36 protein-coding genes and 1 pseudogene are annotated in these 24805 nt (G+C 41.8%); 3 read left to right on the top strand and 34 right to left on the bottom strand.

Features of this window, described 5'->3' with window-relative positions:
• Window positions 1-181: 181 nt before the first annotated feature.
• Window positions 182-1642, top strand: a complete 1461-nt coding sequence (locus LC508_RS18650; RefSeq protein ID WP_103732156.1) for a GntR family transcriptional regulator — start codon at window positions 182-184, stop codon at window positions 1640-1642.
• Window positions 1643-1746: 104 nt separating this feature from the next.
• On the opposite strand, the gene LC508_RS18655 is transcribed toward LC508_RS18650, so the two are convergent.
• From LC508_RS18655 to LC508_RS18795, 29 genes and pseudogenes are all read right to left on the bottom strand, one after another.
• Window positions 1747-2937 (bottom strand): M20 metallopeptidase family protein, encoded by a 1191-nt coding sequence (locus tag LC508_RS18655; protein ID WP_054351651.1) that lies wholly within the window; start codon window positions 2935-2937, stop codon window positions 1747-1749.
• A gap of 55 nt (window positions 2938-2992) precedes the next feature.
• The gene (locus tag LC508_RS18660) at window positions 2993-3541 is read right to left on the bottom strand and encodes a DUF1697 domain-containing protein (RefSeq protein ID WP_225305225.1); all 549 of its coding nucleotides are present in this window, start codon (window positions 3539-3541) and stop codon (window positions 2993-2995) included.
• Between the two features lie 75 nt (window positions 3542-3616).
• Entirely contained in the window at window positions 3617-4153 is a 537-nt protein-coding gene (locus LC508_RS18665; protein ID WP_103732154.1) for a CD3072 family TudS-related putative desulfidase, read from the bottom strand.
• Window positions 4154-4301: 148 nt separating this feature from the next.
• Window positions 4302-4652 (bottom strand): DUF3795 domain-containing protein, encoded by a 351-nt coding sequence (locus LC508_RS18670; RefSeq protein ID WP_103732153.1) that lies wholly within the window; start codon window positions 4650-4652, stop codon window positions 4302-4304.
• 74 nt (window positions 4653-4726) lie between these two features.
• Window positions 4727-5332 carry a hypothetical protein gene (locus tag LC508_RS18675; protein WP_054351649.1) on the bottom strand — a complete coding sequence of 202 codons (606 nt, stop codon included), beginning with the start codon at window positions 5330-5332 and terminating at the stop codon, window positions 4727-4729.
• Between the two features lie 199 nt (window positions 5333-5531).
• Window positions 5532-5906, bottom strand: a complete 375-nt coding sequence (locus LC508_RS18680) for a hypothetical protein (protein ID WP_103732152.1) — start codon at window positions 5904-5906, stop codon at window positions 5532-5534.
• A 22-nt stretch (window positions 5907-5928) separates the two neighbouring features.
• Entirely contained in the window at window positions 5929-6558 is a 630-nt protein-coding gene (locus LC508_RS18685) for a CatA-like O-acetyltransferase (protein ID WP_103732151.1), read from the bottom strand.
• 38 nt (window positions 6559-6596) lie between these two features.
• A pseudogene (locus tag LC508_RS28630) lies at window positions 6597-6740 on the bottom strand (glyoxalase); the annotation flags it as partial.
• Window positions 6741-6792: 52 nt separating this feature from the next.
• A complete protein-coding gene (locus LC508_RS18695; RefSeq protein ID WP_054351647.1) occupies window positions 6793-7125 on the bottom strand; it encodes a DUF3795 domain-containing protein in 333 nt (110 codons plus the stop codon).
• Window positions 7126-7164: 39 nt separating this feature from the next.
• The gene (locus LC508_RS18700; RefSeq protein ID WP_103732150.1) at window positions 7165-7914 is read right to left on the bottom strand and encodes a nucleoside phosphorylase; all 750 of its coding nucleotides are present in this window, start codon (window positions 7912-7914) and stop codon (window positions 7165-7167) included.
• A 97-nt stretch (window positions 7915-8011) separates the two neighbouring features.
• The gene (locus tag LC508_RS18705; RefSeq protein ID WP_103732149.1) at window positions 8012-8422 is read right to left on the bottom strand and encodes a DUF3795 domain-containing protein; all 411 of its coding nucleotides are present in this window, start codon (window positions 8420-8422) and stop codon (window positions 8012-8014) included.
• Window positions 8423-8474: 52 nt separating this feature from the next.
• Window positions 8475-8939, bottom strand: coding sequence for a VOC family protein (locus LC508_RS18710; protein WP_118594077.1), 465 nt, complete (start codon window positions 8937-8939; stop codon window positions 8475-8477).
• Between the two features lie 71 nt (window positions 8940-9010).
• A complete protein-coding gene (locus tag LC508_RS18715; RefSeq protein WP_103733196.1) occupies window positions 9011-9544 on the bottom strand; it encodes an IbrB-like domain-containing protein in 534 nt (177 codons plus the stop codon).
• Window positions 9519-10844: a phosphoadenosine phosphosulfate reductase gene (locus tag LC508_RS18720; protein ID WP_330425222.1), complete on the bottom strand. Its 1326-nt coding sequence runs from the start codon at window positions 10842-10844 to the stop codon at window positions 9519-9521. The genes LC508_RS18715 and LC508_RS18720 overlap by 26 nt, the downstream gene beginning before the upstream one ends.
• A 121-nt stretch (window positions 10845-10965) precedes the next feature.
• Window positions 10966-11514 carry a DUF3795 domain-containing protein gene (locus tag LC508_RS18725; protein WP_028530332.1) on the bottom strand — a complete coding sequence of 183 codons (549 nt, stop codon included), beginning with the start codon at window positions 11512-11514 and terminating at the stop codon, window positions 10966-10968.
• 88 nt (window positions 11515-11602) lie between these two features.
• Complete coding sequence (locus LC508_RS18730; protein WP_054351646.1) at window positions 11603-12013, bottom strand: ester cyclase; 411 nt, start codon at window positions 12011-12013, stop codon at window positions 11603-11605.
• Between the two features lie 45 nt (window positions 12014-12058).
• Entirely contained in the window at window positions 12059-12523 is a 465-nt protein-coding gene (locus tag LC508_RS18735; protein ID WP_054351657.1) for a VOC family protein, read from the bottom strand.
• A 96-nt stretch (window positions 12524-12619) separates the two neighbouring features.
• On the bottom strand, window positions 12620-13381 hold the full coding sequence (locus tag LC508_RS18740) for an MBL fold metallo-hydrolase (RefSeq protein ID WP_054351645.1): 762 nt from the start codon (window positions 13379-13381) through the stop codon (window positions 12620-12622).
• 145 nt (window positions 13382-13526) lie between these two features.
• On the bottom strand, window positions 13527-14075 hold the full coding sequence (locus LC508_RS18745; protein WP_028527784.1) for a DUF3795 domain-containing protein: 549 nt from the start codon (window positions 14073-14075) through the stop codon (window positions 13527-13529).
• Window positions 14072-14740: an HAD family hydrolase gene (locus LC508_RS18750; RefSeq protein WP_044983024.1), complete on the bottom strand. Its 669-nt coding sequence runs from the start codon at window positions 14738-14740 to the stop codon at window positions 14072-14074. The genes LC508_RS18745 and LC508_RS18750 overlap by 4 nt, the downstream gene beginning before the upstream one ends.
• Window positions 14733-15338, bottom strand: a complete 606-nt coding sequence (locus tag LC508_RS18755) for a sugar O-acetyltransferase (protein ID WP_028527783.1) — start codon at window positions 15336-15338, stop codon at window positions 14733-14735. Before LC508_RS18755 ends, LC508_RS18750 begins: the two co-directional genes overlap by 8 nt.
• 42 nt (window positions 15339-15380) lie before the next feature.
• On the bottom strand, window positions 15381-16202 hold the full coding sequence (locus LC508_RS18760; RefSeq protein ID WP_028527782.1) for an MBL fold metallo-hydrolase: 822 nt from the start codon (window positions 16200-16202) through the stop codon (window positions 15381-15383).
• Between the two features lie 37 nt (window positions 16203-16239).
• Complete coding sequence (locus LC508_RS18765) at window positions 16240-16470, bottom strand: hypothetical protein (protein WP_028527781.1); 231 nt, start codon at window positions 16468-16470, stop codon at window positions 16240-16242.
• A gap of 44 nt (window positions 16471-16514) precedes the next feature.
• A complete protein-coding gene (locus tag LC508_RS18770) occupies window positions 16515-16949 on the bottom strand; it encodes a pyridoxamine 5'-phosphate oxidase family protein (protein WP_103732351.1) in 435 nt (144 codons plus the stop codon).
• 70 nt (window positions 16950-17019) lie between these two features.
• Window positions 17020-17613: a nitroreductase family protein gene (locus LC508_RS18775; RefSeq protein ID WP_103732352.1), complete on the bottom strand. Its 594-nt coding sequence runs from the start codon at window positions 17611-17613 to the stop codon at window positions 17020-17022.
• Between the two features lie 57 nt (window positions 17614-17670).
• Entirely contained in the window at window positions 17671-18324 is a 654-nt protein-coding gene (locus LC508_RS18780; RefSeq protein WP_158587317.1) for a DUF998 domain-containing protein, read from the bottom strand.
• Window positions 18278-18964: a CatA-like O-acetyltransferase, family 2 gene (locus tag LC508_RS18785; protein ID WP_103732354.1), complete on the bottom strand. Its 687-nt coding sequence runs from the start codon at window positions 18962-18964 to the stop codon at window positions 18278-18280. The genes LC508_RS18780 and LC508_RS18785 overlap by 47 nt, the downstream gene beginning before the upstream one ends.
• 18 nt (window positions 18965-18982) lie before the next feature.
• A complete protein-coding gene (locus LC508_RS18790; RefSeq protein ID WP_028527778.1) occupies window positions 18983-19396 on the bottom strand; it encodes a DUF3788 domain-containing protein in 414 nt (137 codons plus the stop codon).
• Between the two features lie 124 nt (window positions 19397-19520).
• On the bottom strand, window positions 19521-20036 hold the full coding sequence (locus tag LC508_RS18795) for an SLOG family protein (protein WP_028527777.1): 516 nt from the start codon (window positions 20034-20036) through the stop codon (window positions 19521-19523).
• Window positions 20037-20185: 149 nt separating this feature from the next.
• Between LC508_RS18795 and LC508_RS18800 the strand changes: the two genes are divergently transcribed.
• Window positions 20186-20500 carry a helix-turn-helix domain-containing protein gene (locus tag LC508_RS18800; protein ID WP_023043216.1) on the top strand — a complete coding sequence of 105 codons (315 nt, stop codon included), beginning with the start codon at window positions 20186-20188 and terminating at the stop codon, window positions 20498-20500.
• A 319-nt stretch (window positions 20501-20819) separates the two neighbouring features.
• On the opposite strand, the gene LC508_RS18805 is transcribed toward LC508_RS18800, so the two are convergent.
• A complete protein-coding gene (locus LC508_RS18805) occupies window positions 20820-21143 on the bottom strand; it encodes a helix-turn-helix domain-containing protein (protein WP_042959805.1) in 324 nt (107 codons plus the stop codon).
• A 126-nt stretch (window positions 21144-21269) separates the two neighbouring features.
• Between LC508_RS18805 and LC508_RS18810 the strand changes: the two genes are divergently transcribed.
• Window positions 21270-22088 (top strand): hypothetical protein, encoded by an 819-nt coding sequence (locus LC508_RS18810; protein ID WP_028527774.1) that lies wholly within the window; start codon window positions 21270-21272, stop codon window positions 22086-22088.
• Window positions 22089-22335: 247 nt separating this feature from the next.
• On the opposite strand, the gene LC508_RS18815 is transcribed toward LC508_RS18810, so the two are convergent.
• The 4 genes from LC508_RS18815 to LC508_RS18830 form a co-directional block, all read right to left on the bottom strand.
• Window positions 22336-22734 (bottom strand): S26 family signal peptidase, encoded by a 399-nt coding sequence (locus tag LC508_RS18815; protein WP_028527773.1) that lies wholly within the window; start codon window positions 22732-22734, stop codon window positions 22336-22338.
• Between the two features lie 79 nt (window positions 22735-22813).
• Entirely contained in the window at window positions 22814-23362 is a 549-nt protein-coding gene (locus tag LC508_RS18820) for a sigma-70 family RNA polymerase sigma factor (protein ID WP_049898047.1), read from the bottom strand.
• Window positions 23363-23364: 2 nt separating this feature from the next.
• Window positions 23365-23838, bottom strand: coding sequence for a DUF3268 family zinc-finger domain-containing protein (locus tag LC508_RS18825; protein WP_049898046.1), 474 nt, complete (start codon window positions 23836-23838; stop codon window positions 23365-23367).
• Between the two features lie 380 nt (window positions 23839-24218).
• Window positions 24219-24773, bottom strand: a complete 555-nt coding sequence (locus LC508_RS18830) for a hypothetical protein (protein ID WP_028527772.1) — start codon at window positions 24771-24773, stop codon at window positions 24219-24221.
• Window positions 24774-24805 lie beyond the last annotated feature (32 nt).

Genomic DNA, 24805 nt, shown 5'->3' on the forward strand with positions numbered 1-24805 from the left:
GCACTCTTATTTGCCAATGTTCCACTTTTAATTTTATCATTATGCCCTGTCATACACAAGAAGAAATTCCTGTAATGACTCAACTATCCGCCCGTCTTCTTTAAGTTTCATTGCCACGCTTCGGAATTATGTAGTATAATAAAATAATATGTGTTTGAGTTTGAGAAAGGATATTTATATTATGAAACGACAGGAAACTCGTTTTTCTTATGTATATGAAGATTTAAAAAAACGTATTGCTTCAGGGCAATTCCGGCCCGGCAGCAGGCTCCCCTCTTCCCGAAATCTATGTGAAGAATACAATGTGGGAATTGCGACCATTACGCGGGTATTGGATACTCTAAAGGCCGAAAAACTGATTGACATCCAGATCCGGCAGGCTCCCGTAGTTCTTCCACACAACTTAACAGGTCCTGGAGTATCTACTATCTTAGAGCAGCGGGATTCTATCTTACAGGTATATGAAACATATGGGCGATTATTGCCCTATCTGCTTGTATTCGCCGCGCATAAATGTTCGGTTGAGGCCATGCCTCATTATCGGCAGGCCCAAAGAGCGGCGCAACAGGGAATCTGTTCAGAGAGCTGGAAAGCCCTGATTGCACTGACGAGGGATATTTTAGGCTCCAGCCACAATCCTCTGTTATGTGATCTGCACACAGCCTTTGAGCTTCAGGGGAATTTCGCATACTTTTTAGAAAAATGTAGCTTTTCCCAGGATATTATGTACCGTAAGCCAACATTTGAACCCCAATCCATCATTGATGTATTATCAGAACGTGATCCAGTCGAACAGTATCATCATTTAAAAGCTCTCTATCAGGATATGTCCGCCATCATTACAGAAATATTCATACAGATGTCAAACAGCGTTACCCAGGTGCCTGCCCAGGTGCCGGTTTCATTTGAATGGAATCCCCTCAGAGGAAAGGATTACTACTATACCCGCATTGTCCGGGACTTGACGCGAAAAATAGGGACAGGCGTCTATCCGGCAGGAACTTATTTACCCTATGAAGCACAACTGGCAAAACAATATGATGTGTCTGCCTCTACGGTCAGAAAGGCATTGGGCCTGCTGGAACAAAGAGGCTACACAAAAACCTTAAACGGCAAAGGTACGATGGTTCTGACTCCCGATCAGATCAACACCGAACAGGCTCTTCTGGATTTTACTACGAAGCGGGACACCCTTATATATCTTCATTCACTGCAGCTTATGGTGCTGTTGTCCTATCCAGTCGCTGCTTATACGGCGCCGCGATTTAATGAGGATGATTTAAAGCAACTGGCTATTCATATCAAGAAGCCAGGAATCGCTCTCACGAGTTTATTTCAAATGATATTAAAACACCTGTCACTGGAACCATTACAAGTCATTTGGCAGGAAACCAGCCAGATCACAGAATGGGGGTTCTATTTCGCATTTTACCCGCAGGGAGCCGATGCAATCGGACAGCTTAATAAAATCACCCGTAAAGCATATCACTGTCTGCGTTCAGGAAAAAACGCTGAGTTTGCCGAGTGTCTGGCCGACTCTTACCGTTTGATTTTAACTTCTGTTCAGGCACATATGGTTGAGAAACACCATTTTACCGAAGCTTTATCTGTTCAGGTCCCTGACAGGGATTCCTTAAAATAAGATGCAATCAGTTGGGATGTGGAGAATAAACCCACACATTCCAACTATTTTTCTGACGGAGTTTGCCGTTCTGCCTGTCAGATTGCCGCTGAGCGGAATAAATCTTAATCATCTCGATGTTTGCTCAACCAATTCATAGCACATATCGTGAGTATCGAACTCCCAAGGGACAATATATCTTCATTAAACACAACGCCTTGATTATGCATGGGTTTACCATACGCTTCATTTTCCTGGTTGGTACCGGCGCCTAATAATAAATAGGCAATGGGCACCTGATAGCTAAAGGAAGCAAAGTCCTCGCTGCCCATACCTCCCTGAGGCAATATCCTGACTTGCTGAGGAGCAATGAATTGCTTAATGTAATCGCAAAACTCATAGATCATCTCATCGTTGTTTATCAGAGGCGGCGCACTGGATAATTCCGTTACAACTGCCCTTCCTCTGAAGGATTGGGCACACAGTTTTGAAATTTCTTGAATTCTTTCAAAAATTCTATCCCCTGTTTCTTTGTTTTTGTAACGGATTGTTCCCTCTAAAACGACTTTTTCAGGAATAATATTGGGAGTTTGTCCACCGGCAAATTTACCAATCGTTAATACACAAGGGTCTTGCGCCGCCACTTCTCTCGCTGCAATTTCCTGTAACGACAGGTAAATATGTGCCGCGATATTAATTGGGTCAACCCCATTTTCAGGCATCGCTCCGTGACAGCCCACGCCTCTTACTTCAATGCGAAACAAAGTGCAGCCAGCCATGAAATGGCCAAGACCACACAGCACCATATTGCTCGGCGTACCAGAGTTTACATGAAGCGCCATGGCTGCATCTACCTTTGGATTTTCCAGAACACCTCCCTGAATCACAGCCTTCGCCCCGGTAAAACCTTCTTCATCCTCCTGAAATAATAATTTTACTTTTCCCTGAAGCCGGTTTTGATACTTTTTAAGCAATTTTGCAGCACCTAACAGCATGGCGGTATGCATATCATGACCACAGCCATGCATGGCTCCGTTTACACTTTTAAAGTCTAAATCAGTTTCTTCCTTAATGGCTAAGCCGTCCATATCTGCTCTAAGCAGCATAGTTTTACCGGGAAGTTCGCCGCTGATTGTTGCCACAATTGAGCTATTGGCAATGTCCTGGGGTTCATATCCATACGCAATTAGCTTCTCTTTCACAAATGCTTTGGTATATTGCAGCTGTATCCCAACCTCAGCATTTTGATGTATTTCTCTTCTGATTTTTACCAACTCTGGCTGTAATAATTTTGCTTGCTCATAGATTTCATTCATAGCAATTCCTTTCCATTATATTATTCAAACCCAACTCTTCTCCATAATAAAAGCCTTACATGCCATTTATCTTCCTGACAGTGTTTGCCGTTCGGATTGTCAGTTTGCCGCTGATATTCGCACTTGCCGTCTCCCTCCACCAGTTTGTCTTTTGATAATCCTTCCGGCTGAAAGACCAGAATACCGCTTCCTTATAATCCTGAATCTTTTCCAAACCCTCCCTGGGTTCTCCGATCTCGTCCCGCACTTCAGCAAATGTAGCCGGAGGTATAATAAAAATCAGATTATCATAGATTTCCTTATTTTCATCACCCCACCAGTCAGGCGCGTGTTGCAAAATATCTTCGAGATCCTCTTTTGATATAACGAAAACCAGAATATCCAGACCAAACCGTTCTTTTATCATCGTTTCAATTCGGTCTGTAAGGCTTCCTATATTCTCTTCATCACTTGAAAAAATCACATTGCCGCTGTTCAGATAGGTCTTAACCGCTCCGAACCCAAGCTTCTCAAAAGCTTTCTTTAGTTCAGCCATCGGAACTTTATTTTTTCCACTTATATTGACACCGCGCAAAAGTGCAATATATCTCGTTGCTTCCTCCATGCAAATCTCCATTTCGCCTTATTCTGATATATTTTCAGGAACAGAACGATCATGCTTGTGCCCTTATTCCTTAACTCATATTAACTGCTGAAGTTTTTCTTGTATATTGTCCGTTCCCTTTATGCCTATCATGGAAATAGATATGTTTTCTCGCAAAAGCTGGTGAAAAATTTTTTCTATAAACAATCCCATACCGTTGATTTCTGCATCATTGTCCGATGTTGTTTCAACACCACAATTTGGAGAACGATTTGCCCCAATAATACCGATAACTTCAAATCCATATTTTTTATATTCCATGATATGTTGCACTACATAATCAGCCAGTCTTGTTAGTTTAAAATTCGATTCGTCATTTTGCATTGCTGAACGTATTCGTGTATTCTCTACCACTACCGGGCTATTAGCGCCATGAATATTTCCCCTATCAAGTCCTAAACAACAAAACTCCGGACAGGGCATTTGGACAATACCAATATCTGCATTTAAGAAAAAATCAACAACATCTTTATTTGCTGCCGGATAAATCGCCGTTCCATCTGAAATGGAATTTTGATTTAAAAAGCAATGTGCAACAAAAACAACCTTTTTACTTCTTCCATCATTGAACATAGTATATACTCTCACAAATTCACAAATCTTAATTATTAACCCAAAAATCAGTGTATGATTGTTCCAATCACTTTTACCAATTTACACTGTGGAACTGTACCGTCATCGCCCTAATTTTCATCCATTGAAATAATCTTGTCTTTCTTTCCTAGTCATTGGTGTTATCAATCGCTTTCAAATTTTTTGCCTTCTCCTGCGCTGTATTGCCTAATTTTTCATAGGTACAGATGCCATCTTTCCAATTTTTCAGATTGCGAAGTCTTGCTCCGTAATCACCATGCTCTGGATCATCAAACAGGTCTCTGAGCTTTTGGCAGGGCATATCTGAGCATTCCCCACAATGTTCAAGACCCTTTTCTATACAGCATATCGCTTTATCGCACTTACCCCAAAACATAATCCCTCTATTGGCTTTACAGCCCTTACACCCGATTTTATCTTTCCATTCACACACGCCGCAATATGTACCACAAAAGGCTATCATTTTTTTATTTATCATCGAGACTCCCCTTTACTATTTATCTATTAGCATTTCCTAATCTCTGCACTCCTGGCAAACTGATTCGTCATTTCTTACTTTTCGATTGAAATAAACGGAGGAAAGGTATCGGAGCTATCGTTACGCCGCATAGTTTTTGAGTCCACATCAAAACACTTGCCGTTGTATTCATAGTGTAGCCTATTAGCTTTAACATAAAAACGATGTTCCGATTGAAATGCAACGGGCTTAAAATGCCCTTCTTGTATCGGCTGATCCCGATACAAGACCTGATCTTCCGATAACTTCAGCACATCATTTTCAAGACGCACATCATAAATTCCACTTACGATAGCCTCTGCTGCCACATTTTTCCCTGAAGCTGAAATGAAACGAAAACAGCCAGTCAAACTATTCGTGCTTTTTCGCTCCGCCAGTTCAAATCGGAACAGGGATACACCACTGAAATCTTTTCGCAATTTTTCCCGTTCTCCATCCTTTCCCATGAGCCATATCTTCTCATTAGATACAATAAACATATCCAACTGAAATCCGCTCTGAGAATATTTTAAATTAGAGAAAGATATTTGATCTGAGTAAGCGCCCTGTAACGCACCATTTTCAAGTTCGTAAACTAATTCCTTTGTAAACAGCGTTTTGCCATCTACATTCGCTTCAATGAAGTTGATGATTTCTTTCATTAGCACCCGACCATCCTTTCAATTTGAAATACACCTTTTCCACCAAGAAGGCATAAAAGCAACTTAAAATTTTCAAGCCTCACAATTTCTGACTTTCTTTCCCGCTCAGCTATACAGCAGCTTTTCTGTGAGATGCCCATCCAGATCTCTGCTGATGTTACTTACCGGCAAACCTATATTTGTTAATTTACGCCAATTATTACTCGGCACTCTCAACTACGAATTTTACACTCCCTTTTGCGTTTTCTCCTGTTACAGTTACTGTATATGTTCCGCTTTCTTCTACATCAAAATCATATTCTACCGAAAAGAAAATACCTTCACTTTCAGCGATAGGTTCCTCGTCATCTTTCTGAATTTTATATGATAAATGGCCATCCTCAACCACAATTTCTGCATGAATAATATCTCCGGCTTCAACAACCAAATCTTGAGTGTCGGTAGTATTAAATTCTGTATATTCCATAATTAGTTGAGTGTCGTTTCCTGTTCTGCTTCCATCAAAGTCTGATGAACAAGCAGACAATGATATAATAAGTAACATAGCACTAAAAAAAGTTGTAATCTTTTTCATTATTGCATCTCCTAACTCCTGATCACCATTCGTTCAACAATTTTTGCAATTTTTCCACAAACTGTCCGATATGCAAACCATCTACAAAAGAATGATGTGCCTGCACAGAAATTGGAATCAAAACCTTTCCGTCTTTCTCATAATATTTTCCCCAATCAAAAAGCGGTGTTGCATTATCTTTTTTACCCGAATTAGTGTGGGAAATATGCGTATATGTTACCCACGGCATGGGAGAACATTGAAACACATCATTTCCTAAAGGTCCCGTAAAATACTCTTTCTGTTCATTTGCCACTTTTGTTGCCAATTCACAATATTCTTTCAGATCATCTATCATAGGTACATTGACTACCTTGAACAATTCCGTTTCCTGATTAAGATATGTAAATGCAGTATCTATCTTTTCAAACAAAACAATCTGTCCGTCAACAAACCGATAACGAAACGCCTCTATTTCATTTGCACATTTGCAAACTGCATGTACCATTGCCAATGTAAAAGAAAGTCCTTGCCCCTCTACCATGCGCCTAAATCTTGTAATATCTGCTTCAAAGGTTACGCAAAATGCTGGTTCAACAATGTCTCTAAAAATCATACAGTGCATTGCCCTATCCCATGTTTTTTCATCAATTACTTTATATTTATTTGCCATAGATACACTTTCCTCCAACTTCTGATTTTATTTCACATTCAGCTGTTCAGCAGCCTTTCTAAATCCCCGATGGGAACATTCATTCTTTCCGACACTTCTTCCATCGTCATGCCGGTATTCAAAAAACGTCTGACCACCATTTTCATATCCTCACCAACCTCTATGAGATGCCCATCCAGATCTCTGTTGTGTTACTTACCGACAAACCTGAATTTTGTTATTTCTAAACCCGGGTTATTCTTTTAGATTTTTCAAAGCTTCCGGGTCATTCAGGATAATTGTTCCAAGAGTTTTACATTCTTCTATATCGGAGCAGTCACCACATGTTGCAACGCCCTTCTTCAGCGCACACTTACGAATACCACACAGACTGTCACAAAATACCGTTTTACTCCCCTCAACGCGGCAGCCCTGGCAGTTAATATGTTCAGGGAGAATAGGGGCATTATTTAACTCTGCCCATAATTTTGCAGTTTTTTCACGCAATGTTTGATCATTGTTGATTGTTGCAATGTATGCGTCACATTTTTCGCAGTTCAGTCCGCAATATGCAATCATATCTTTCATAGCCTCAGTCACCTCCATATCTTCAAATGGATTCTCGGATTAAATTCGTTTCGCTATCTCTAAAGCGATATAAAATTTGTCCAAATTATGATTGGCATCATTAAATCTTTCCATCTCGTACTTATCTTCCGATAACACATCCCCCGTCACCAGAAAATCATATAAATCAAAACCGTAGAAATCACAAACAGACTGCACTCCTGCCAGTTCCATGTCTACCGCGATGCAGCCTTCCTCTTGCCTCTTAGCAACCTGCCCTGCTGTTTCACGCAAAAACGCATCTGTAGTCCATACCCTTCCTTTCACATATGGGAAGTGCAGCTCATCAAAAATAGCAGCGAGCTTTTCGTGATTTTTCATCTTGATGTAATCAGTTGGCGGTGCATAATGATAGGAAATTCCTTCGTCTCTGTAGGCTTCTGTCGGAATAACGAATCTCACCTGCGTTTTTTCTTTATCGAGACTTCCCGCCGAGCCAAACATGATAAACTTCTCAGCACCAGTCAGCCAGTTTGACTCGATACAATACTCAGAGGTTCCGGTAGAACCGATTGCAGATAAATAAAAAGCAATTTCCTTTCCTTCAGAGCTGAATTTATAAATCGGAACAACCCCGTTCGGTGCATTGATTTCTGCGATCTTTGTGCAAATATATGTGGTGAGAACAGTCTCGTAAATCTCTTTGGAAAAAATGATAATGCAGATATCGAGGATCTTTTTTCTCTCCCCATAAAAATCCTCCAGCGTGAATATAGGCTCAGTTTTGTTGTCAAATGAATCCGTAATCATAATCTTAATCCTCTCTGATTCAATAGTGGCTGCGTACCCGTCTTACATTTTCTTTTCATAACTTACAATTTTCTCTGTTCTATAAACTTGGATTTTGCTATTTCATTTTTTCTTGACACTCGCTACATTCTCTATCGTGAATAGAAATAATTCCACCACATTTAGAACAAGTATATTTTATTTTTTGCTGTTCCATGAAATGCTCCAAATCTTGTTCTTGAACAAAACGGCTGTTTTCTATAAGACTTGCTTGATACCGTTTGTCATAGCATTTTTCAAGGTTTTTAATCAACTCACATGGATATTCAGCACATTCAAAACAATGGGATAACGCTTTTTCTTTGATACAGTCCTTTATTTTACATTTACGACAATGTTCAGGTTTCCCTTTATCACTATTCAAGCACCCAGCACAAGGTTTTTTATGGTAACAGTGCTTATAACAAACTTTACAATTCATTCCACATGGAGCAAACATACTTATATCAATTTTTTCTGGCATTTTCATAGTTTTCTACTCCTTTCGGTAAATCTTAATTTGTTTATATGCCCGCTGCAAATTAACTATTAAGAAGTTTTGTTAAGTCCTCAATGGATACGTCCATTTTTGCAGATACCTCTTCCATAGTCATTCCAGAAGCAAAAAACCGCTTTACTACCATCTGCATATCCTCTCCAACCTCTATGAGATGTTCATCCAGATCGTAGAACCGGATCACACGTTGTCCCCAGCTATGCTCAATGACTTCTCCCAGATACTCAATCTCCGAGTATGCTTTCAGCTTATTCAGGAAACCATCAAAATCCTGCTCCTCAAAGACGATTTCCGCATTGTTGGATTTCTTCAATACCTTTTCTTTTGGTATACTTACCAGCCAGTCAAAATCCTGCTGTAATGCCAGACCGCAGGTAAAAGCAATATTCCTTCCGTAATCCTGATAGACTTCTAACCCGAACAGTTCCTCATAAAACTTTCTTGCGGCGCTGATATCCGCTACCGATATAACTGTACATACATACTTCATATAAATGCTCCTTTCAAGCCTCTTTTTCTGTTCTTTATTTTTGATAAACTACTTTCATTCATCTATATTATTTACTCTTTCGCTGCCTCTTCCTCTACAGGGCGCCACGCTTCTCCAAATTTTATATCTTTGAATAACGCAGCAAGGCCTGTGATCTGCTTGAGACGCAAAATTTCATCTCTATCCATTCCCAAATGTTTTGAGATCCAGGCATCGGACCGTCCAAATTCATGAAGCTCTTTTACGATGTTGCTCATCAAATCCACATCGTGAGAGCCGCGTGCCCTGTTATGACGCACGGTACTGGCCATCCGCTTGTCAATCGGCTTCTCAATCACGGAAACCGGCAGCAATCCCTGTTCCCTTTCATAAATATCCGGATGATCCATCATCACCTGATACCGATGGAAGCCGTCCACAATCAGATAAATATCCTGCGCTTTTACATAGTAGCATACGACCGGCATCGTATATCCATCCTCTTTTATGCTCTCATAGAGCAATTTCATTTCAGGCGGTGCAACCTTATTGGGATTGTAGTTATTGGGCCGTACCTTCTCTATCGGGACAGCCATCACATTATAAACTGGGCTTTTGTACTTCATAATCGAATTCCTCTATGCTTTTGTATTTGCGGCGTATGATATCCAGTCGGTTCTGCTGCTGCCGTGTCATCCCAAATCCCATGAAGCGGCAGATATGGTCATTTTTTAAAATGCAGTAACACATCCGTTTCCAGCTGGGGATATCCTTTGTGGATTTGATATCATCCGTGTGATCCGGTATGGGACCCACAAATACAATCCGTGATTTTTGGTTCAATGTATAATTGGAGACGCCGTTTCGTTTTATTTGATACCCTTTCTCCTGAAGCTCCTCAATCACAGACTCATCCAATCCTCCGCCTGTTCCATGCCAGAACTGGATAGAGGTATTAAATTTCTTCGCATAGTTATTTCGCAGTCTTTTCGGCAGCGTATCCAGCAAAAACTTTGTATATGATTTCCACGTATGGCCTTCTGGCAACGTAATATTCCGGTAGCCCATCGCTTTGGTCTTTCCATAAATGGAAGCGAAATTCGCCCCCTGCACACGTCCTACAAGCCTGCACCAAATCTCCGGGTCTATGACACGATACAGATTCAATGCGTCCTTTGCATAGTCGTTAAACGGGGAGGCCACACGCATCTGCGAGGGCTTCAAGCCAGCCATATAATAGAGATCATACAGGCGGTTATAGTCGTAATCAAATAAATAAGTGGCGTGCCATACATCATCCGCAGACCAGTCATATAAAGGGGAGGCACACCAGACATCTTTAAATTGCTTGCTGATCCAGCAGGTATCCTTATACCCGTATTTTTTATTCAGAAATCCACTGTAACGATGCAGGGATTCATCTGCCCGCATTCCAAGCAGGCATACCGTTTTTCCACCGTCATGTGCGTCCCGGTACCAGCGCCCGAACTGTTTTGCCAAGTCCTCCTGGTGCATCCGGTAACGGTATGTAGTCATTTTGTTATTTTCCAGGTTGATGACGTATTCTTTTTGAGGCATCTCCCGAACCCAAAGTTCCTTCTTCGTATCATCCCATGGATACCAGTACATCTCGTAGCTGCTTAATGCGGTTCTGGTGGCCATAGGCAGGCAAACCCAATAAGGCTCAACCTGATCCTTGATTCGCTCAAAGGTGCGTTCCACATACTCCGTCGTCACCGTATACTGCGCCTCAAAATCCTGATGAAAAACGCCAATGGTTCTTTCCGGATAATGCTGATTCCGGTAATCCAGAACCAGATTGAGCAGCAGACCGCTGTCCTTTCCCCCGGAGAAGGAAACATAAATATGATCAAACTCCTCAAAGAGAAAATGTGCTCGTGCTAAAAACGCATCATAAACATTCATATGTAGATACTCTCTTACCAAAAATAAACCTCTCTTCTTCTGTCCTTTCTAAGAACCGGATATATTCCGACTTCGGTTCTCTATTTTCATCCCATAATGAATGATGGCTATATCCAAATTCTCACTTTTTCTTTCGCAGTTTCAACTCAATATTGTTCTTCGCTGCTGCCGCCTTCAGCAACCATGCAGCAAACGCACTTTTTTCTTTAAGCGTCAGCGTTTCCAAATCAGCTCTGTCCTCAATTTGCCTGAGTACCGCCTGCAGGTCTTGCAGATCCAGCAGATTGACTGCTACACAGAACAGCGTCTTTTTCCTCCCGTCATTGTAGCCGGCAAGTAGAATGTCCAAGATACGTGCTTTTTCTTCCTGCTCTGCGTTATAGGCTTCCATTCCAATCTGATGAGCCTTTTTCATATCGGCCTTTTGATTTCCATGTGTTATAAAAGAATCATAGTCGTCAATATGCTCATATTTCGAGCAAGGGTATTCGCCGCACTGAAAGCAGTATTCTACTCCATCATGCTCCATGCTGCATCCTGCAATTTTACAAGACTGATTTCCCTCGCCGCCCCCGCAGCCGGGGCAGTGTTTACTCAAATACATGGGGCAAAGCCCACAGTTCAAGCCACAAAGGGAAAATAATTGATTTTGTCGGTTAAATCCTTTCATAATATCTCCTAACTAAGCTTATCCCCAGCCATTCCAGCTAACATATGCTGTACATGATGCTTGTCCTAACAAGCTGACAAACTGTGATTTATACAGATTGAATTAAGTGGTGTTCAAAAAAAGTTTCAAAGGTATTTGTAGCACCGCCATGTTCTACAATTTTTCCATCTATAACTTTATCAATATCCACCCCTGTAATTTCCAAAACCTTATTTGTGGGTGTTATTCCGAGAAATTCTCCCTTATGAGTGCCTTTCATAATAAATTCTGAAATAACATAATCATCTACTTCATATTGACGGATAATTTTCATAGTGTAATCAGGATAAGTTTTTTTCAATGCTAATAGGTGTTCTTTCATTCCGTCTATTCCTATGAACATTTCTTTTTCTCCAATCCTTTGAACGCAATCCCCCGATATATATTTAGAGATTTCATCAAGTAAATTATCCGAAATAATAACTTCATAGAAATATTTTACAATATCCTTATTTTTCATGCGAAACCTCCGTAAATTCGTATTTGTTTATATGCCCGCTACACATTAACTATTCAGAAGTTTTGTTAAGTCATCAACGGAAACGTCCATTCTCACAGAAACTTCCTCCATCGTCATGCCAGAATCCAGAAAACGCTTTATCACCATTTTCATATCCTCTCCAACCTCTATGAGATGTTCGTCCAGATCGTAGAACCGGATTACACGTTGCCCCCAGCTATGTTCGATAACTTCTCCCAGATACTCAATCTCCGGGTATTCTTTCAGCTTATTCAGGAAGCCATCGAAATCCTGCTCCTCAAAAACCACTTCTGCATTATTGGATTTCTTCAATACTTTTTCCTTTGGTATATTTACCAGCCAGTCAAAATCCTGCTGTAATGCCAGACCGCAGGCAAAAGCGATATTCTTTCCGTAATCCTGATAGACCTCTAGCCCGAACAGTTCCTCGTAAAACTTTCTTGCGGCGCTGATATCCGCTACCGATATAACTGTACATACATACTTCATATAAATGCTCCTTTCAAGCCTCTTTCTCTGTTCTTTTTTTTGATAAAGCCTTTTGTATAGCACACAACTAAATGAAATTATACTGCTTCCTTCTCTTTATAACCATACTGCCCAATCTCCATAGTCAAATGTACCGCTGCCGTGATGTAATTTACCATCTTCCCGTAACTGCCTGAACGCATTTCTCATTCTGCTTAAAATCTCCGGCTGAATATCCAAACTATGATGCGCAGGAAAAACCTTTTTGACTGGAAGCTCCGAAATCTTTTCAAGAGAAGCAAGGTATGCGTCCGGGTCTGTTGACGGATAATAGGCAAATAAAGTGTCCTTGTAAACCAAGTCTCCGGTAAACAGATAACCTCTGTCTGATTCCCAGAAACACATATGCCCCGGAGCATGGCCCGGGGTATGCAATACCTGTATATTCCGTCCACCTAATTCTATGTTCTCTCCATCCTCCAGTACCTTTGTTGGCGTCCCCTGGAAAAACTCATAAGTGCCTGTATCGTAACCGTCTGGTAAATCGCAGCGGTCTGCCACCATCTCTCTGATTGTTTCTATTGTCAGCGGAAACTCACCGTTCAGCCAGCTCAATTCTTCCGCATGGGCATAAAAGTCCGGAAAATATTTATGGCCGCCAATATGATCCCAATGAATATGGGTGGCAACGGCCGTAACAGGCTTATTTGTCAGCTTCATTACTTCATCATAAATATTGCAGATTCCCAGACCCGTATCAATCAATAAGCTGCGGCTGGAGCCATTTAACAGATAGCAATGCGTCTCCTCCCAATGCCGGTATTCGCTGATAATATATGTACCTTCATCAATCTGATCAATCGTGAACCATTTATCCATTTACAAGCATACCTCCATATTTAATATCTGATTCCCTTTGCAGAACATCACTTATTTTTCTGCAAAGGGGGCGTTTATTACTTTCATTTATCTATATTCTCTATCCTTTTCAATACTTTATTAAATGATTGCAGTATTGAAGCCCTCACTTTTTCTTTCGCAACTTCAACTCAATTTTGTTCTTTGCCGCCGCTTCCTGAAGCAGTCCTGCGGCAAAAGCGCTTTTTTCCTTGAGCGTCAGTGTATCCAAATCCGCTCTGTTCTCAATTTGCCTGAGTACCGCCTGCAGGTCTTGCAGATCCAGCAGATTGACTGCCACACAGAATAGCGTCTTTTTCCTCCCGTCATTGTAGCCGGCAAGTAGAATGTCCAGGATACGTGCCTTTTCTTCCTGCTCCGCGTTATAGGCTTCCATTCCGATCTGATGGGCCTTTTTCATATCAGCTTTTCGGTTTCCATGCGTTATAAAAGAATCATAGTCGTCAATATGCTCATATTTTGGACAAGGGTATTCATCGCACTGAAAGCAGTATTCCACACCATTATGCTCCATGCTGCATCTTGCAATTTTGCAAGACTGATTTCCCTCGCCGCCCCCGCAGCCTGGGCAATATTTATTCAAAAACATGGGGCAAAGCCCACAATTCAATCCGCAAAGGGAAAATAATTGATTTTGTCGGTTAAATCCTTTCATGGTATTGGCGCCTCCTCCGGTTTCTGGTTTGTATTTTTCATCAAGTGATTTTTTAATTCTCCTACCGTTTCAAAGATATAATCGGCATTGATGCTTTTCAATTCTTCTGCCTTTGCAGTTGTTCCCCACAAAGCAGACAAGCATACGACTCCGGCTTTTCCTGCCTCTGACACATCTGATACCGCATCCCCTATATACACACATTGTGCAGGAAGCAAATCATATTTCTTTAGCAGCATCCTCAATGACTGCGCCTTAACATTTTCACTTTCGCTGCCCGTCAGGATTTCATCAAAATCATGTTCCATCCCAAACTCATTCAAAGTAATCCGGCAGCTTCTTTCGCCCTTTCCCGTTATCAGCGCCAGGATAAGTCCCTTTGCCCGCAGAGCAGCAATCAACTCCCGGATGCCCTCATAAGGCTGGGAGCACTCATAATGCAGTTTCTCATATAGAGAATAGAAATCACGTAACGCCTGCTCCCAATTCTCCGGAACGATGGATTTTATCATTCCGATTTCGTTCAATCCAAAGGTTTCAATAATCTCCCTGTCTGTCAGCAAATGCCCTGCATAAGGGGATACTGCCTGTCTGAACGCCTTTATACACATTGGTATCGTATCTCCGATTGTCCCATCCAAGTCAAATGCCACCAATTTAATCATGCTCTGATTCCTCGTTAATTCTGCGTATCACTCTGCATGGATTTCCGGCCGCCACGCAATTTGGCGGGATATCTCGGGTAACAACGCTTCCTGCTCCAATCACACTGCCAGCCCCGATTTTAATCCCGGGAAGTATGATGACGCCACCGCCGATCCAGCATCCGTCCCCGATTTCAACCGGCAGCGCATATACCTGGCAGAAGTGCTTTCCGCTCTCCGGGGTCCAGTCTGGTGTCAGGCGTTCTGCCAGTTCCACGGGATGCGTTGCCGTATAAATCTGCACGTTGGAAGCAATCATAACGTTATTTCCGATTTTTATCTGATTGCAGTCGATAAAGGAGCAGTTCATATTGATCGACACATTGCTGCCGGTAATAATATTACACCCATAATCACACAGGAATGGCGCCCCTACCGACACGTTTGTTCCAATCCCGCCGAACAGCTTATGTAAAATCCCTTTCTTCTCTTCTTTCTGGTCATAGGTCAGTCTGTTATAGATGTCAAGCAGCTCTTTTGCCTGTTTCTTATATTGCAGAAAAATTTCATCATGGCAATTATATAATTCGCCGGCCATACATTTTTCTAACTCCGTCACAGAAACACCTCCTGTTCAATTCTGCTATCTGCGTTTTTCAGTTCACACAATAATTTCCATGCCATCATAGGCAAAGAAAATATGATCAAGTTTCTTCTCCAGTTCGCTGTAATAGCCATATGATTTTCCCCATATTTCATCAATATGAGTAACGATAATCCTCTTGATCCTGTAATATTTTTTCAGCTCTATCACCTCGCCTAAGGTGAAAATCTCATCTTTAAACGGTGCATCCTTCAGCTCTGTCCCGTCGCCTAATATGCCGTCATCAGATACCAAACTGATAATCAAAACATCTGCGTCAAAATATAAGTCATTATGCGCAAAGGGTTTCGGATTGCAGCAGGCATAGATAACCTTTTTCGCACCCTCTCTTATAACATAAAAGGTGATATTCCTGTCCGGATTATTATTGATCAGGTCTATATCAATGTTGTCTATTTCTATGTGCGATGTCCCATTGACGCAGATACACCGAAGAATATCCCCATAATATTTCAGGCAGTCGCCGTTCATCCGGTTTATATCTTCTATCACTTCCGGCAGGGCGTAAAATCCAATAGGAATACATTTCTCCTGAATGAAATCATAGCCTATTTTCTCAACAATCCTCATCCCTTTGACATGGTCCGGATCACTGTGAGAAATCGAAAGGCGCTTTACCTCGGATATTTTTTGTCTGTTGCAGGCTACCGCGATTTCTTCCGGTGTATCTATAAGCATTTTTATATCATCAATATACAAGCTTGGGCCTAACCGTTCATACCTTCCGCCCTTTTCCCTGGCTTCCTGACATATCTTACATTTGCAGAAGGAACTCGGAATGATTGACATGCCGCTGCTTCCAACGATTTTTAACTTCAATGGTTTTACGCCTCCTCTTGTCTTAACACTCGTTGATTTATCGGTTCATCTTCTTACGAATTATGATTTTAATGAGCACGCAAATTATTAAAACTACAATCAATGCTATGCCAGAAATTTGAATGCCGGTATACCATGGTGCAGATTGCATAACAAACAGCTCAGGATAATTTTTGTAGTCAAGATATCTGAATATGCTTCCTCCGATAAATGCACCAATGAAGCCTCCTATAAGTATGTTTATAAAGCTGTTTATCTTTTTAAGCATTTTCTTCACCTCACCCAATCATCCATCTTTAATTTCCACAGGCATCAGTTATCAGAGAAATCTATGTCATACCTCGTGCCATGAGAGAATAGAATCCCTTCTGTTAATTGAACACATAAGATGATCGTATTTTCATCGTCAAAGTTGTTGTGCCCGTTATCAATCCATTCGCTGAATGCCTTTCTCAGCTTTTGGGCCATTTCATGATTTTCCTTTTTGCAGAACCACCCGAGGTTTATCCCTTTGCCATGCGCAGTGAACCATTCGCCGGCCACCGCTACTATGGGATTATTACCTATCTGCTTCATCTTGTTGGAGGCAGCATATGTGATGATATAAAAACATCCATCCTCATAATAAGCATTCACCGTTCTCACATACGGAATGTTTTGGTCCGTAGTGGCAAGTGACAGTAAAGTATCATGCCCAAATCTTTCATTCATTATCTTTTTCGCTTCCTGCGGGAATTTTTCACTCATAAACATATTCCTCCTTAACACCGATCATTATTTTCTATTCATCATAATAAAGTTTTACCAAATATATCGCTTAACTTCTCCACTCGACAATTTCTTCTATCCTCTTGCGAGGTCTTTCTTCTGGAAATTCGTCCGGATAACCAAATGCAATAGCGGCAATAAGTTGTCCTTCTCTATTCAGCCATTCACATAATTCCGAATATGCGAAATAGATGTCACATATCCAAAGGCTGCCTATTCCTTTTTCCGTAGCGGCAAGAAGCATATTTTGTATGGAAGCACCGATGGACTGTATATTGCAGATCTCATAAACGTGTTCTTCCGGTGTCATTTCTCCCATTTCATCTTTTCCTAATGAATTAACAACGAAAACGATTGTTGGTGCTGCTTCTATTACATCAACAGTATGTTTCGCCGCGGCAATATAACGTTTGCTCTGAGGTAGCAACGCACATTTATTTTCTTCCCTTACAATTCCCTGACGGAAAACTCTTAACATTTCTTCTTTTGCATCTCCCTGTACCACAATATACTTCCAGGGCTGTCTGTTTTTAGATGAAGGCGCTTTCATTCCGCTTTGGATAATATCTGTCATATCACTTTTCGATATGTCTCTTGTTAAAAATTTTCTTGTGCTCCGCCTTTCATAAATTGCTGATATCATATTAACTACCTCCTACCTCTTTTCCCCTTCGTGTAGTTCCCAACAAATGAGAAGTTATCAGTTCAACAGTCCATTGATTGCCTTGTGTACAAAAGGAACATACATAAAAAACAGAGTTAGCCGTTCCCACAATCCCTCATACTTTAATACCGAGTTTTGAAATTGTTCCTTATCTCCCATCACAAAACAGACAAAGAAAATAAGTGACAAGATAAATGAGCTAATGTCCACTATACCTCCAACAATATCATTTTGCTTGAATAGCATAACTCCACTTAACAGAGGAAAAAACATCAGCAGCATAAAACCGATTGCGGCGCCTACCCCATGTATCTTTGAAGCAGTAGTAGCCATATCTTTAGTTTCATTTACACTGAACATGCCCGAAATAACCCCTGCTCCAACCGCAAAAATCCCAATCGAAAGAAGCACTAAGATAGATAAAATTGGAAACTCTGCTCTTGAAGAAAAATAGTAAGCAAGCGCTACAAATAGCAAAAAAGTTCCAAGCCATATCAACCATACATTATAAATCAATCGAACAGGACTTTGCGGGCTGCCCAATACGCTCATCACCTTAGTTTTACTGTTGTACCCTTTATAATATCGTCCCAGTACCCAGGGGAGAAAGAACTCTCCAACAATTGTAAAGAGCAAAAGAAAATTAAATAATCTGCTGCTCATTACATTTTCCATCATGTATCGTGCCATATGTTTTATCTCCATAAATTACTTGCAATCCATTGATTTCATTTTGCAGGTTTGCTAAGAACTTGCCCGCATGAGCACCATCCATCTGCGTATGGTGAAACTGAAAGGATATCGTCAGATAGTACCTGAACAGCTTCTTTTTGTATCTGCCCCAAATGATAAATGGGTTATTATAAATACCGCTGTTCATACCGACTGCTCCATCAATCTCTGTATCTATGATTGCTGATGTGCCAATCACCATACTGTCCGTCAGGTCCCGGTTCTCGCAGCTGTCAGCCACCTGCATGGTGTATCTCAGGTAATCCTGATTGAACTTCGCCAGATCTTCCGTGAAGAGAATATCGCAGGAGCTGACTTCTCCTTCTTTGTTCTTCACAATAGTATTCACGGCAATGGAATCGTACTGAACCAGTTCATGGCCGACGGGGAGAATATAAAACTCCTTTACGCCTGAAGCCGCCTTGCCAATGCAATAGTCAAGAAGCATATTAAACTTCAGCTTCCTTTTCTTATTTATTTTGATCAGCGGCGTAACATCCAAGATCTTAAAGAATGTCACCATCGGATTCGGCGCATCCATCCATAATTCAAAAGCCATTGCCCGTTTTGTTTGTTTTGGGTCTATCTTTTTTGCCATCTTCGCCTCCACGACCTTCTATTGCCTGTTCGGTCTTCTCTTAACAGCCAACAGCTGCATGAAATCTCCAAACATAGATGTGTCAACAGGCTCAAACATCAGCCATTTCCCATCGTGATAGGTTTTTGAGTCATCGTAAACCTTCTGGACGCTTTCCGAATACTCACTTCGGCCGGCTTCAAATTTTTCCCGCTCGTCCTTTCCCAGTATTACCATAAAACCAATGCAGTTCTCCCTTGCGTATAGGGCGCAGAGTGTTTTTCCGCCTCTGCGGTATTTGTATTCATAGGTCCATGCCTTGCCGCCGCTGTTCCAAATGCGGTCCATATCGTACTTTTCATCAATCGCAGCGCATAGCTTTTGCCACACGTCATATAAAGACTGCCCAATTAAAGCGGTCATATCATCCATATTTGGCATTTTATCAAGCATATCTGTTTTCCCTTCTTTCCCATATCTCTTTTAATAATCTGCAAACCCGCACTTAGTGATTTGCCTATAGATTAACTCTTAAAAATTTCATCTTATCATGGATTAGACTGCAACTCCGTATCTACTATACACGATCACATCCAAGATTTATCCTTTTTTTGTCCAAATTTAATCCTACGGGAATTTCACGCAGTTCCTTCTGGAGGCGGTGTGCAAAACGGATTGTTTTCACCGTACCGCCTTTCTCCCTCCCATCGTACACAGCAATCACACGGTCTGAATGCTCGACCAAATACCGATTGCGCTGCAAATAGACGTTGGGCTGATATTCCTCTTGAATTACCACCATCTCAGTACAGGCACTTAGCAAAGCTCTTGTTTGTACCCTGCGATTCAAGCCTTCCACACGGCTACGGTATGGAAGCACTGCAATCAGTTTTAAGTTCCCGTTTTCTTTCTGCAGTTCCAAAACAATTTCAGCAAAATATTGATCCACACCATCTGCAAAACCAGACAGAAAGACAGTGAAGCCGTCCTTCACTGCTTTTTTTATTTCCTTATTCAGAGCTTTCTTTATGCTGTTAATCTCTTGATCAGGCACATCCCTATGCCCGGTAATACAACATGTCTTTCCTTTCATTGTATCTCCCTCGTTCAATAGTTATATTTTTTCATTTTACCTAATTATAATAGATTTATTTTTTCAGGTCAACGTAAACACCCCTTTTCTTTTTGTGAATAAATCAAATGTGTGAGGTACAATCTATTATAGAATGGGAGGTGAAGGCGATGTATGAAGATTTTGTCCCGGAACGGCTGGCAAAACTGCGATTACAAAAGGGCGTATCTGCACGCGACATGTCATTGTCGTTGGGGCAAGCAAACAACTACATCAATAACATTGAAAATAAAAAGTCACTTCCGGCCATGCAATCCTTCTTTTACATCTGCGAATATTTGGGCGTAACACCGCAGGAATTCTTCGATGAAGGAAACCCTTATCCGGAGACTCTGCAGGAATTTATCGAAGAAGCAAAAAAATTGGATCCCAAGTCTATGGCTCATCTCCTCGGCATTATGAAAGAACTAAACAGTAAGAAGTAAAGTGGCCACGCCGGTTGGCTGTTTTATTTTTTATTATCCCTTATTCAATCCTAAATCTTTTCTCGAATTGTCCTTTATTTATCCTTTTATCACCTGCATGACCAAAACTTCACCATAGGCGCAGCCAAACATTACACTGCGCTATCTGAAAAATAAAAAACGGAGCAAGCGTGGTGGCGAATCCCTGCGTGCTCCATTTTCTATTTTTTCATATGTAAATCCTATTTGGGGCATTGCAATAATGCGTTTTCACTAAACCAAATACAAATTTTCAAAAAAGAGAAGAAGGACAGTCAGCCGGGGACGGCTGGCTGTCCTTCTATTCACTATGCTCCAACGCGGCTTTGATCATGGCAAGTACCAACGTCTGTTTACTGGGAGAAATATCTTTCCAAAGTGCTTCTATCTCCCGGATTTTGCTAATCTCATTTTCCGGCAATTCATCCTGCAGAAGATAATCCGGCGAAATCTTCAAGGCCCGGCAAATATCTATGAATACCGACAAGCTCGGCATTTTCACGTTACCCTCAATCTGCCGGAGATAAGTCGCATTGATATTGCACATCTCTGAAAGCCGGTCTGCCGTCAGGCCACGGTCTTTCCTTACCGCATTAATACGTTTTCCTAATCCGTTATTTTCCATAATCCCACCCATCTATTAGCTATCAGTCACTATTATATACACTATCAGACTACATTATGATTGCTGTTAACAATAGATTCTGATAGACTATAATATATTAGCCAATAGTTTTATGGAGGTACGGATATGAAAAATATTTGGAACAAACTGAGAAACAAATGGCTGGACTATTGGGAGGATGATGAATTTAACATGATAAAATGGCATTTAAGCCAGCATGATAAACGCTCTCTGCTTTATGGTGGATTTATCATCAGCATCCTTACATTGACGGTCTGCCTGTTTGCAACCGGGATCAACAATATACGGATCTCACACAAGAACAATGAAGATGTGCTGGAAATTTATAATATGATATACTCCTATCTGGCTACAGCCACAGAAGATGAGTATGACAAAATTGCGCAGAGCATCCGCCATGATTTGGTGATCAGTCAATACAGAGGGGATATGAAGGAGTTCCTTTCATATATTCCCAACACTGCGGATAGCTGCTGTCTGGAACGGTCAGATTATCTGGATCGTATCTGTCTGGTTTTCCTGAATACCGGCGAAACATATGGGCTGGATATCTATAATAAAGCCGACAGCATAGCCGAACAGAAAGAAATCGGCATGATGCTGATCTCCGGTTATGATGAAATCAACGAAGCACAACTCATCATCAGAGCGCAGCCAAGCCAGGGTACCAGTTCCGTTTCTTTGGATCGGGGACGTGGGATTGTCAGCTTTCACAAAATGAAATCCTTATACTGTGATGACTGTATTCAGGATATTTTAAATACGGTAGAAAATGAATTGGTAGATGAAGCTGTGCTTTATGATACGGAAAAAAAGAAATTCTACCCTGTTACAGAAGGAAGTCTGCAAATTGGAGATTATGCTTTTGACCTGTTTTATGAAGCCGGCAGCTTTCGGATAGATATTGATTACATCGGCGAATAAAAAAACACCGCTGCAGGGAACTCACATTCACCGCAGCGGTATTTTTACGAATGGCATTTACGCCCATCTTCAATAGAGAGGAAATGGTATTTAGGCCTGCAGTAAAATACCACCAGAACAGCTTCTTGTCTTACATCTGATGCGTTGCATCTGCTCCATTCTCCTGCCTGCCTTATGCTTAGTATAAGGCTCTAACCGCCTGTCTGCCCGATATATCTCCTACAGAAAATATCAGTGGTGCAATATTTCAATAGAAGATTAATTTCGCTACAATTTCTTCATTCCTTACAAACGGATCTTCCCAGTACCTCGAATCCAGTGAATGCTCCGCATTGTCTCCAAGGACATAATAACTCTTCTCCGGTACTGTCAGACTGGCTCCGTTATGCACTACCTGTTCACCTTCCTCCGCTGCAATACGCTTGACCAGCAGCTTCCCGTCATGATGAAAAATAATGATGTCACCGACTCCGAGTCTGGAGTAAATTCGGGTTCCTACGATATAACTGTCTTTTTTCAATGTCGGCTCCATAGATTCTGTAGGCACATAACCGAACAAAAATACAACCTTGAATAGAATCAGAGTAATGGCTATGCTGAAAAACGGGATTGCCCATTTCCATAAATTCTTTTTTTGTCTATTCATAACTTGCCTCCAAAATAAAAAAAGCGGGATGCCGAAAAAACCACTCAAGGTTCTCAGCATCCCTTATGTCTGGCTGTCTTCATTCCTGGTGATAGGCAGCTGCAATCTGTGCAAACTCCGGCCGGCTCTTCAGATATTTCCGCGCCTTGGATACCCAAGCACAGACCAGCTTTGCCGAAGCGTTCATTCTTTCTCCGATCTCGCGGCTTGTATATCCTTTTGACATCATACAAATGGCTTCTATACCCTTACAGGTGGAAGACGGCGCATCGGCCTTTGCCTGTTCGAGTGCCCGATTGATGTCCATGCGGAAATCCGACAGTTCCTCTGTGACTTCCTGTTCTGCAGCAATGTACGGCGTCACATCACAGGTAGTCTCCTTCGTCTGCCGCCTGGTTGCATAAATCATGGCGTCGCAGATTTGGTGCCAAATCAACCGGTAGGCATAGGTCGAGAACGTCCCGCCTTTGTCTGTTGATGCTGCTTTACAGAGCCCGATGCAGCCAATCTGATAAAGATCCTCATAGGAATACATACCGACCTGATAAGGAGGCTGCAGCTTATCCTGAATGACCTTATGTATCAGACCAATGTTCTTTTCAACCTTTTCCCGTTCTTTCTCTGTCAATGTTATGAAGCTGCCACTCTCCCTTCTAATGCCCGAAATTGGCGCCTGTTCTTTCCGAATTTCCATCGTTCCATCAGTCTGCGGCTCTCCTCAATGACCTGCTTGCAGTAATACTCACCCAAATAGCCAATGTGCGCTTCCGATAAAGGTGCACAGATCAAATCCGCCAGCCACTGATAGGCATCCTGTTTGCTCATCATTCCAGACTGGTGCAGCTGGTCAAAATAATGATGTGCGGTCCGCCTTAGTGTGCGAAGCTCATGATTGGCCAGACTCCCCACCGGGATATTAGTTCCGGCATGGACCCTTACATAAGCATCACATTCCGGATAGTGACTGCACACATAAAGCATTGTTTTCTTACTGTTATCATGATAAATCCCATCAGCGCTTCTATAGATTACCGGGCTGCCGCAATAAGGGCAGCGCATGGAACCTGCCTGAAATCCCTTTCTTTTCTTTTTTTGTTTTTTCATCGTCTTACCTCCGTTTGGATAAAAGAAAAAGCCGGAAGGTCTGCAAAAAAGCATACAGAGCCAAGGCGCTGGAATTTCAATGTCTCATCCAGCATATTGACTCTGTAAGTATTTAAGCAGCCTTCCGGCCATAATATTCAATTGACTTGCGTTGTTGTGGATCCGCTCAATGCGCAGAATCCGTAACGGTTCCCTGATTCCCTTGAATCAGGTCTGACGCTATACCACAAACGTACCGAGAGCCTGAACGCAAGCCCCTGCCACGGTTATAGTATAGCAAACAAAAATCTGCGTGTCAAGCCTTATAGGAATATTTATTTTAATTTTTATATAAAATTATTCCTTTAGGGCTTTTCGTGCATTTTGGACTCAGTCTGGGACTAATCATCCTCATATTCATCCTCATCCTCGTACTCTGCATCGCTTTCCCTGCGTTTTTTCACCACCCGCATTGCGACCAGGCTGCCGACGGCCAAAACCATGCCGCCTGCAAATAGAACCAGATGAAGGACCGGGATACCGGCAACTGTGCCTTTTTCATACTGCTCGCTATTTGAGCCATTGCTGTCCTGGTCCGCATTGCTCTCTTTTTGCGCTTCCTCTGTTGTGGCAGGGGCCTGCGTTGCCTCCAGGGCAGATACGGATGAATTCATACAGGTCAGCACATAGGATTTGCTGCCGCCCAGTTCCATTCTCAGAACACCGTCATCGCCGACTGCTATGGTACCGGGATACATTCCGGAGTCCGTTTTCATCTGAAACTCTACTCCAGCCCAGTCTGCACCAAGCTGAATCTCCAGTTTTTCAGGCTCCATGACCTGCATTTCCGTCCCATCTGTCCCCTGAGACTCCGCATAGATCGGCGTAACCGGAATGCAGAGGATACAGATGAGAGAGAGGACTGTCAGAATCCCTTTTAACAATTTTACTCTCATGGTCATTACCTCCTAAAATCAGAACCGGGCAG

Origin of the sequence: Blautia parvula (assembly GCF_020215665.1) — a bacterium.
GTDB lineage: Bacteria > Bacillota > Clostridia > Lachnospirales > Lachnospiraceae > Blautia > Blautia celeris.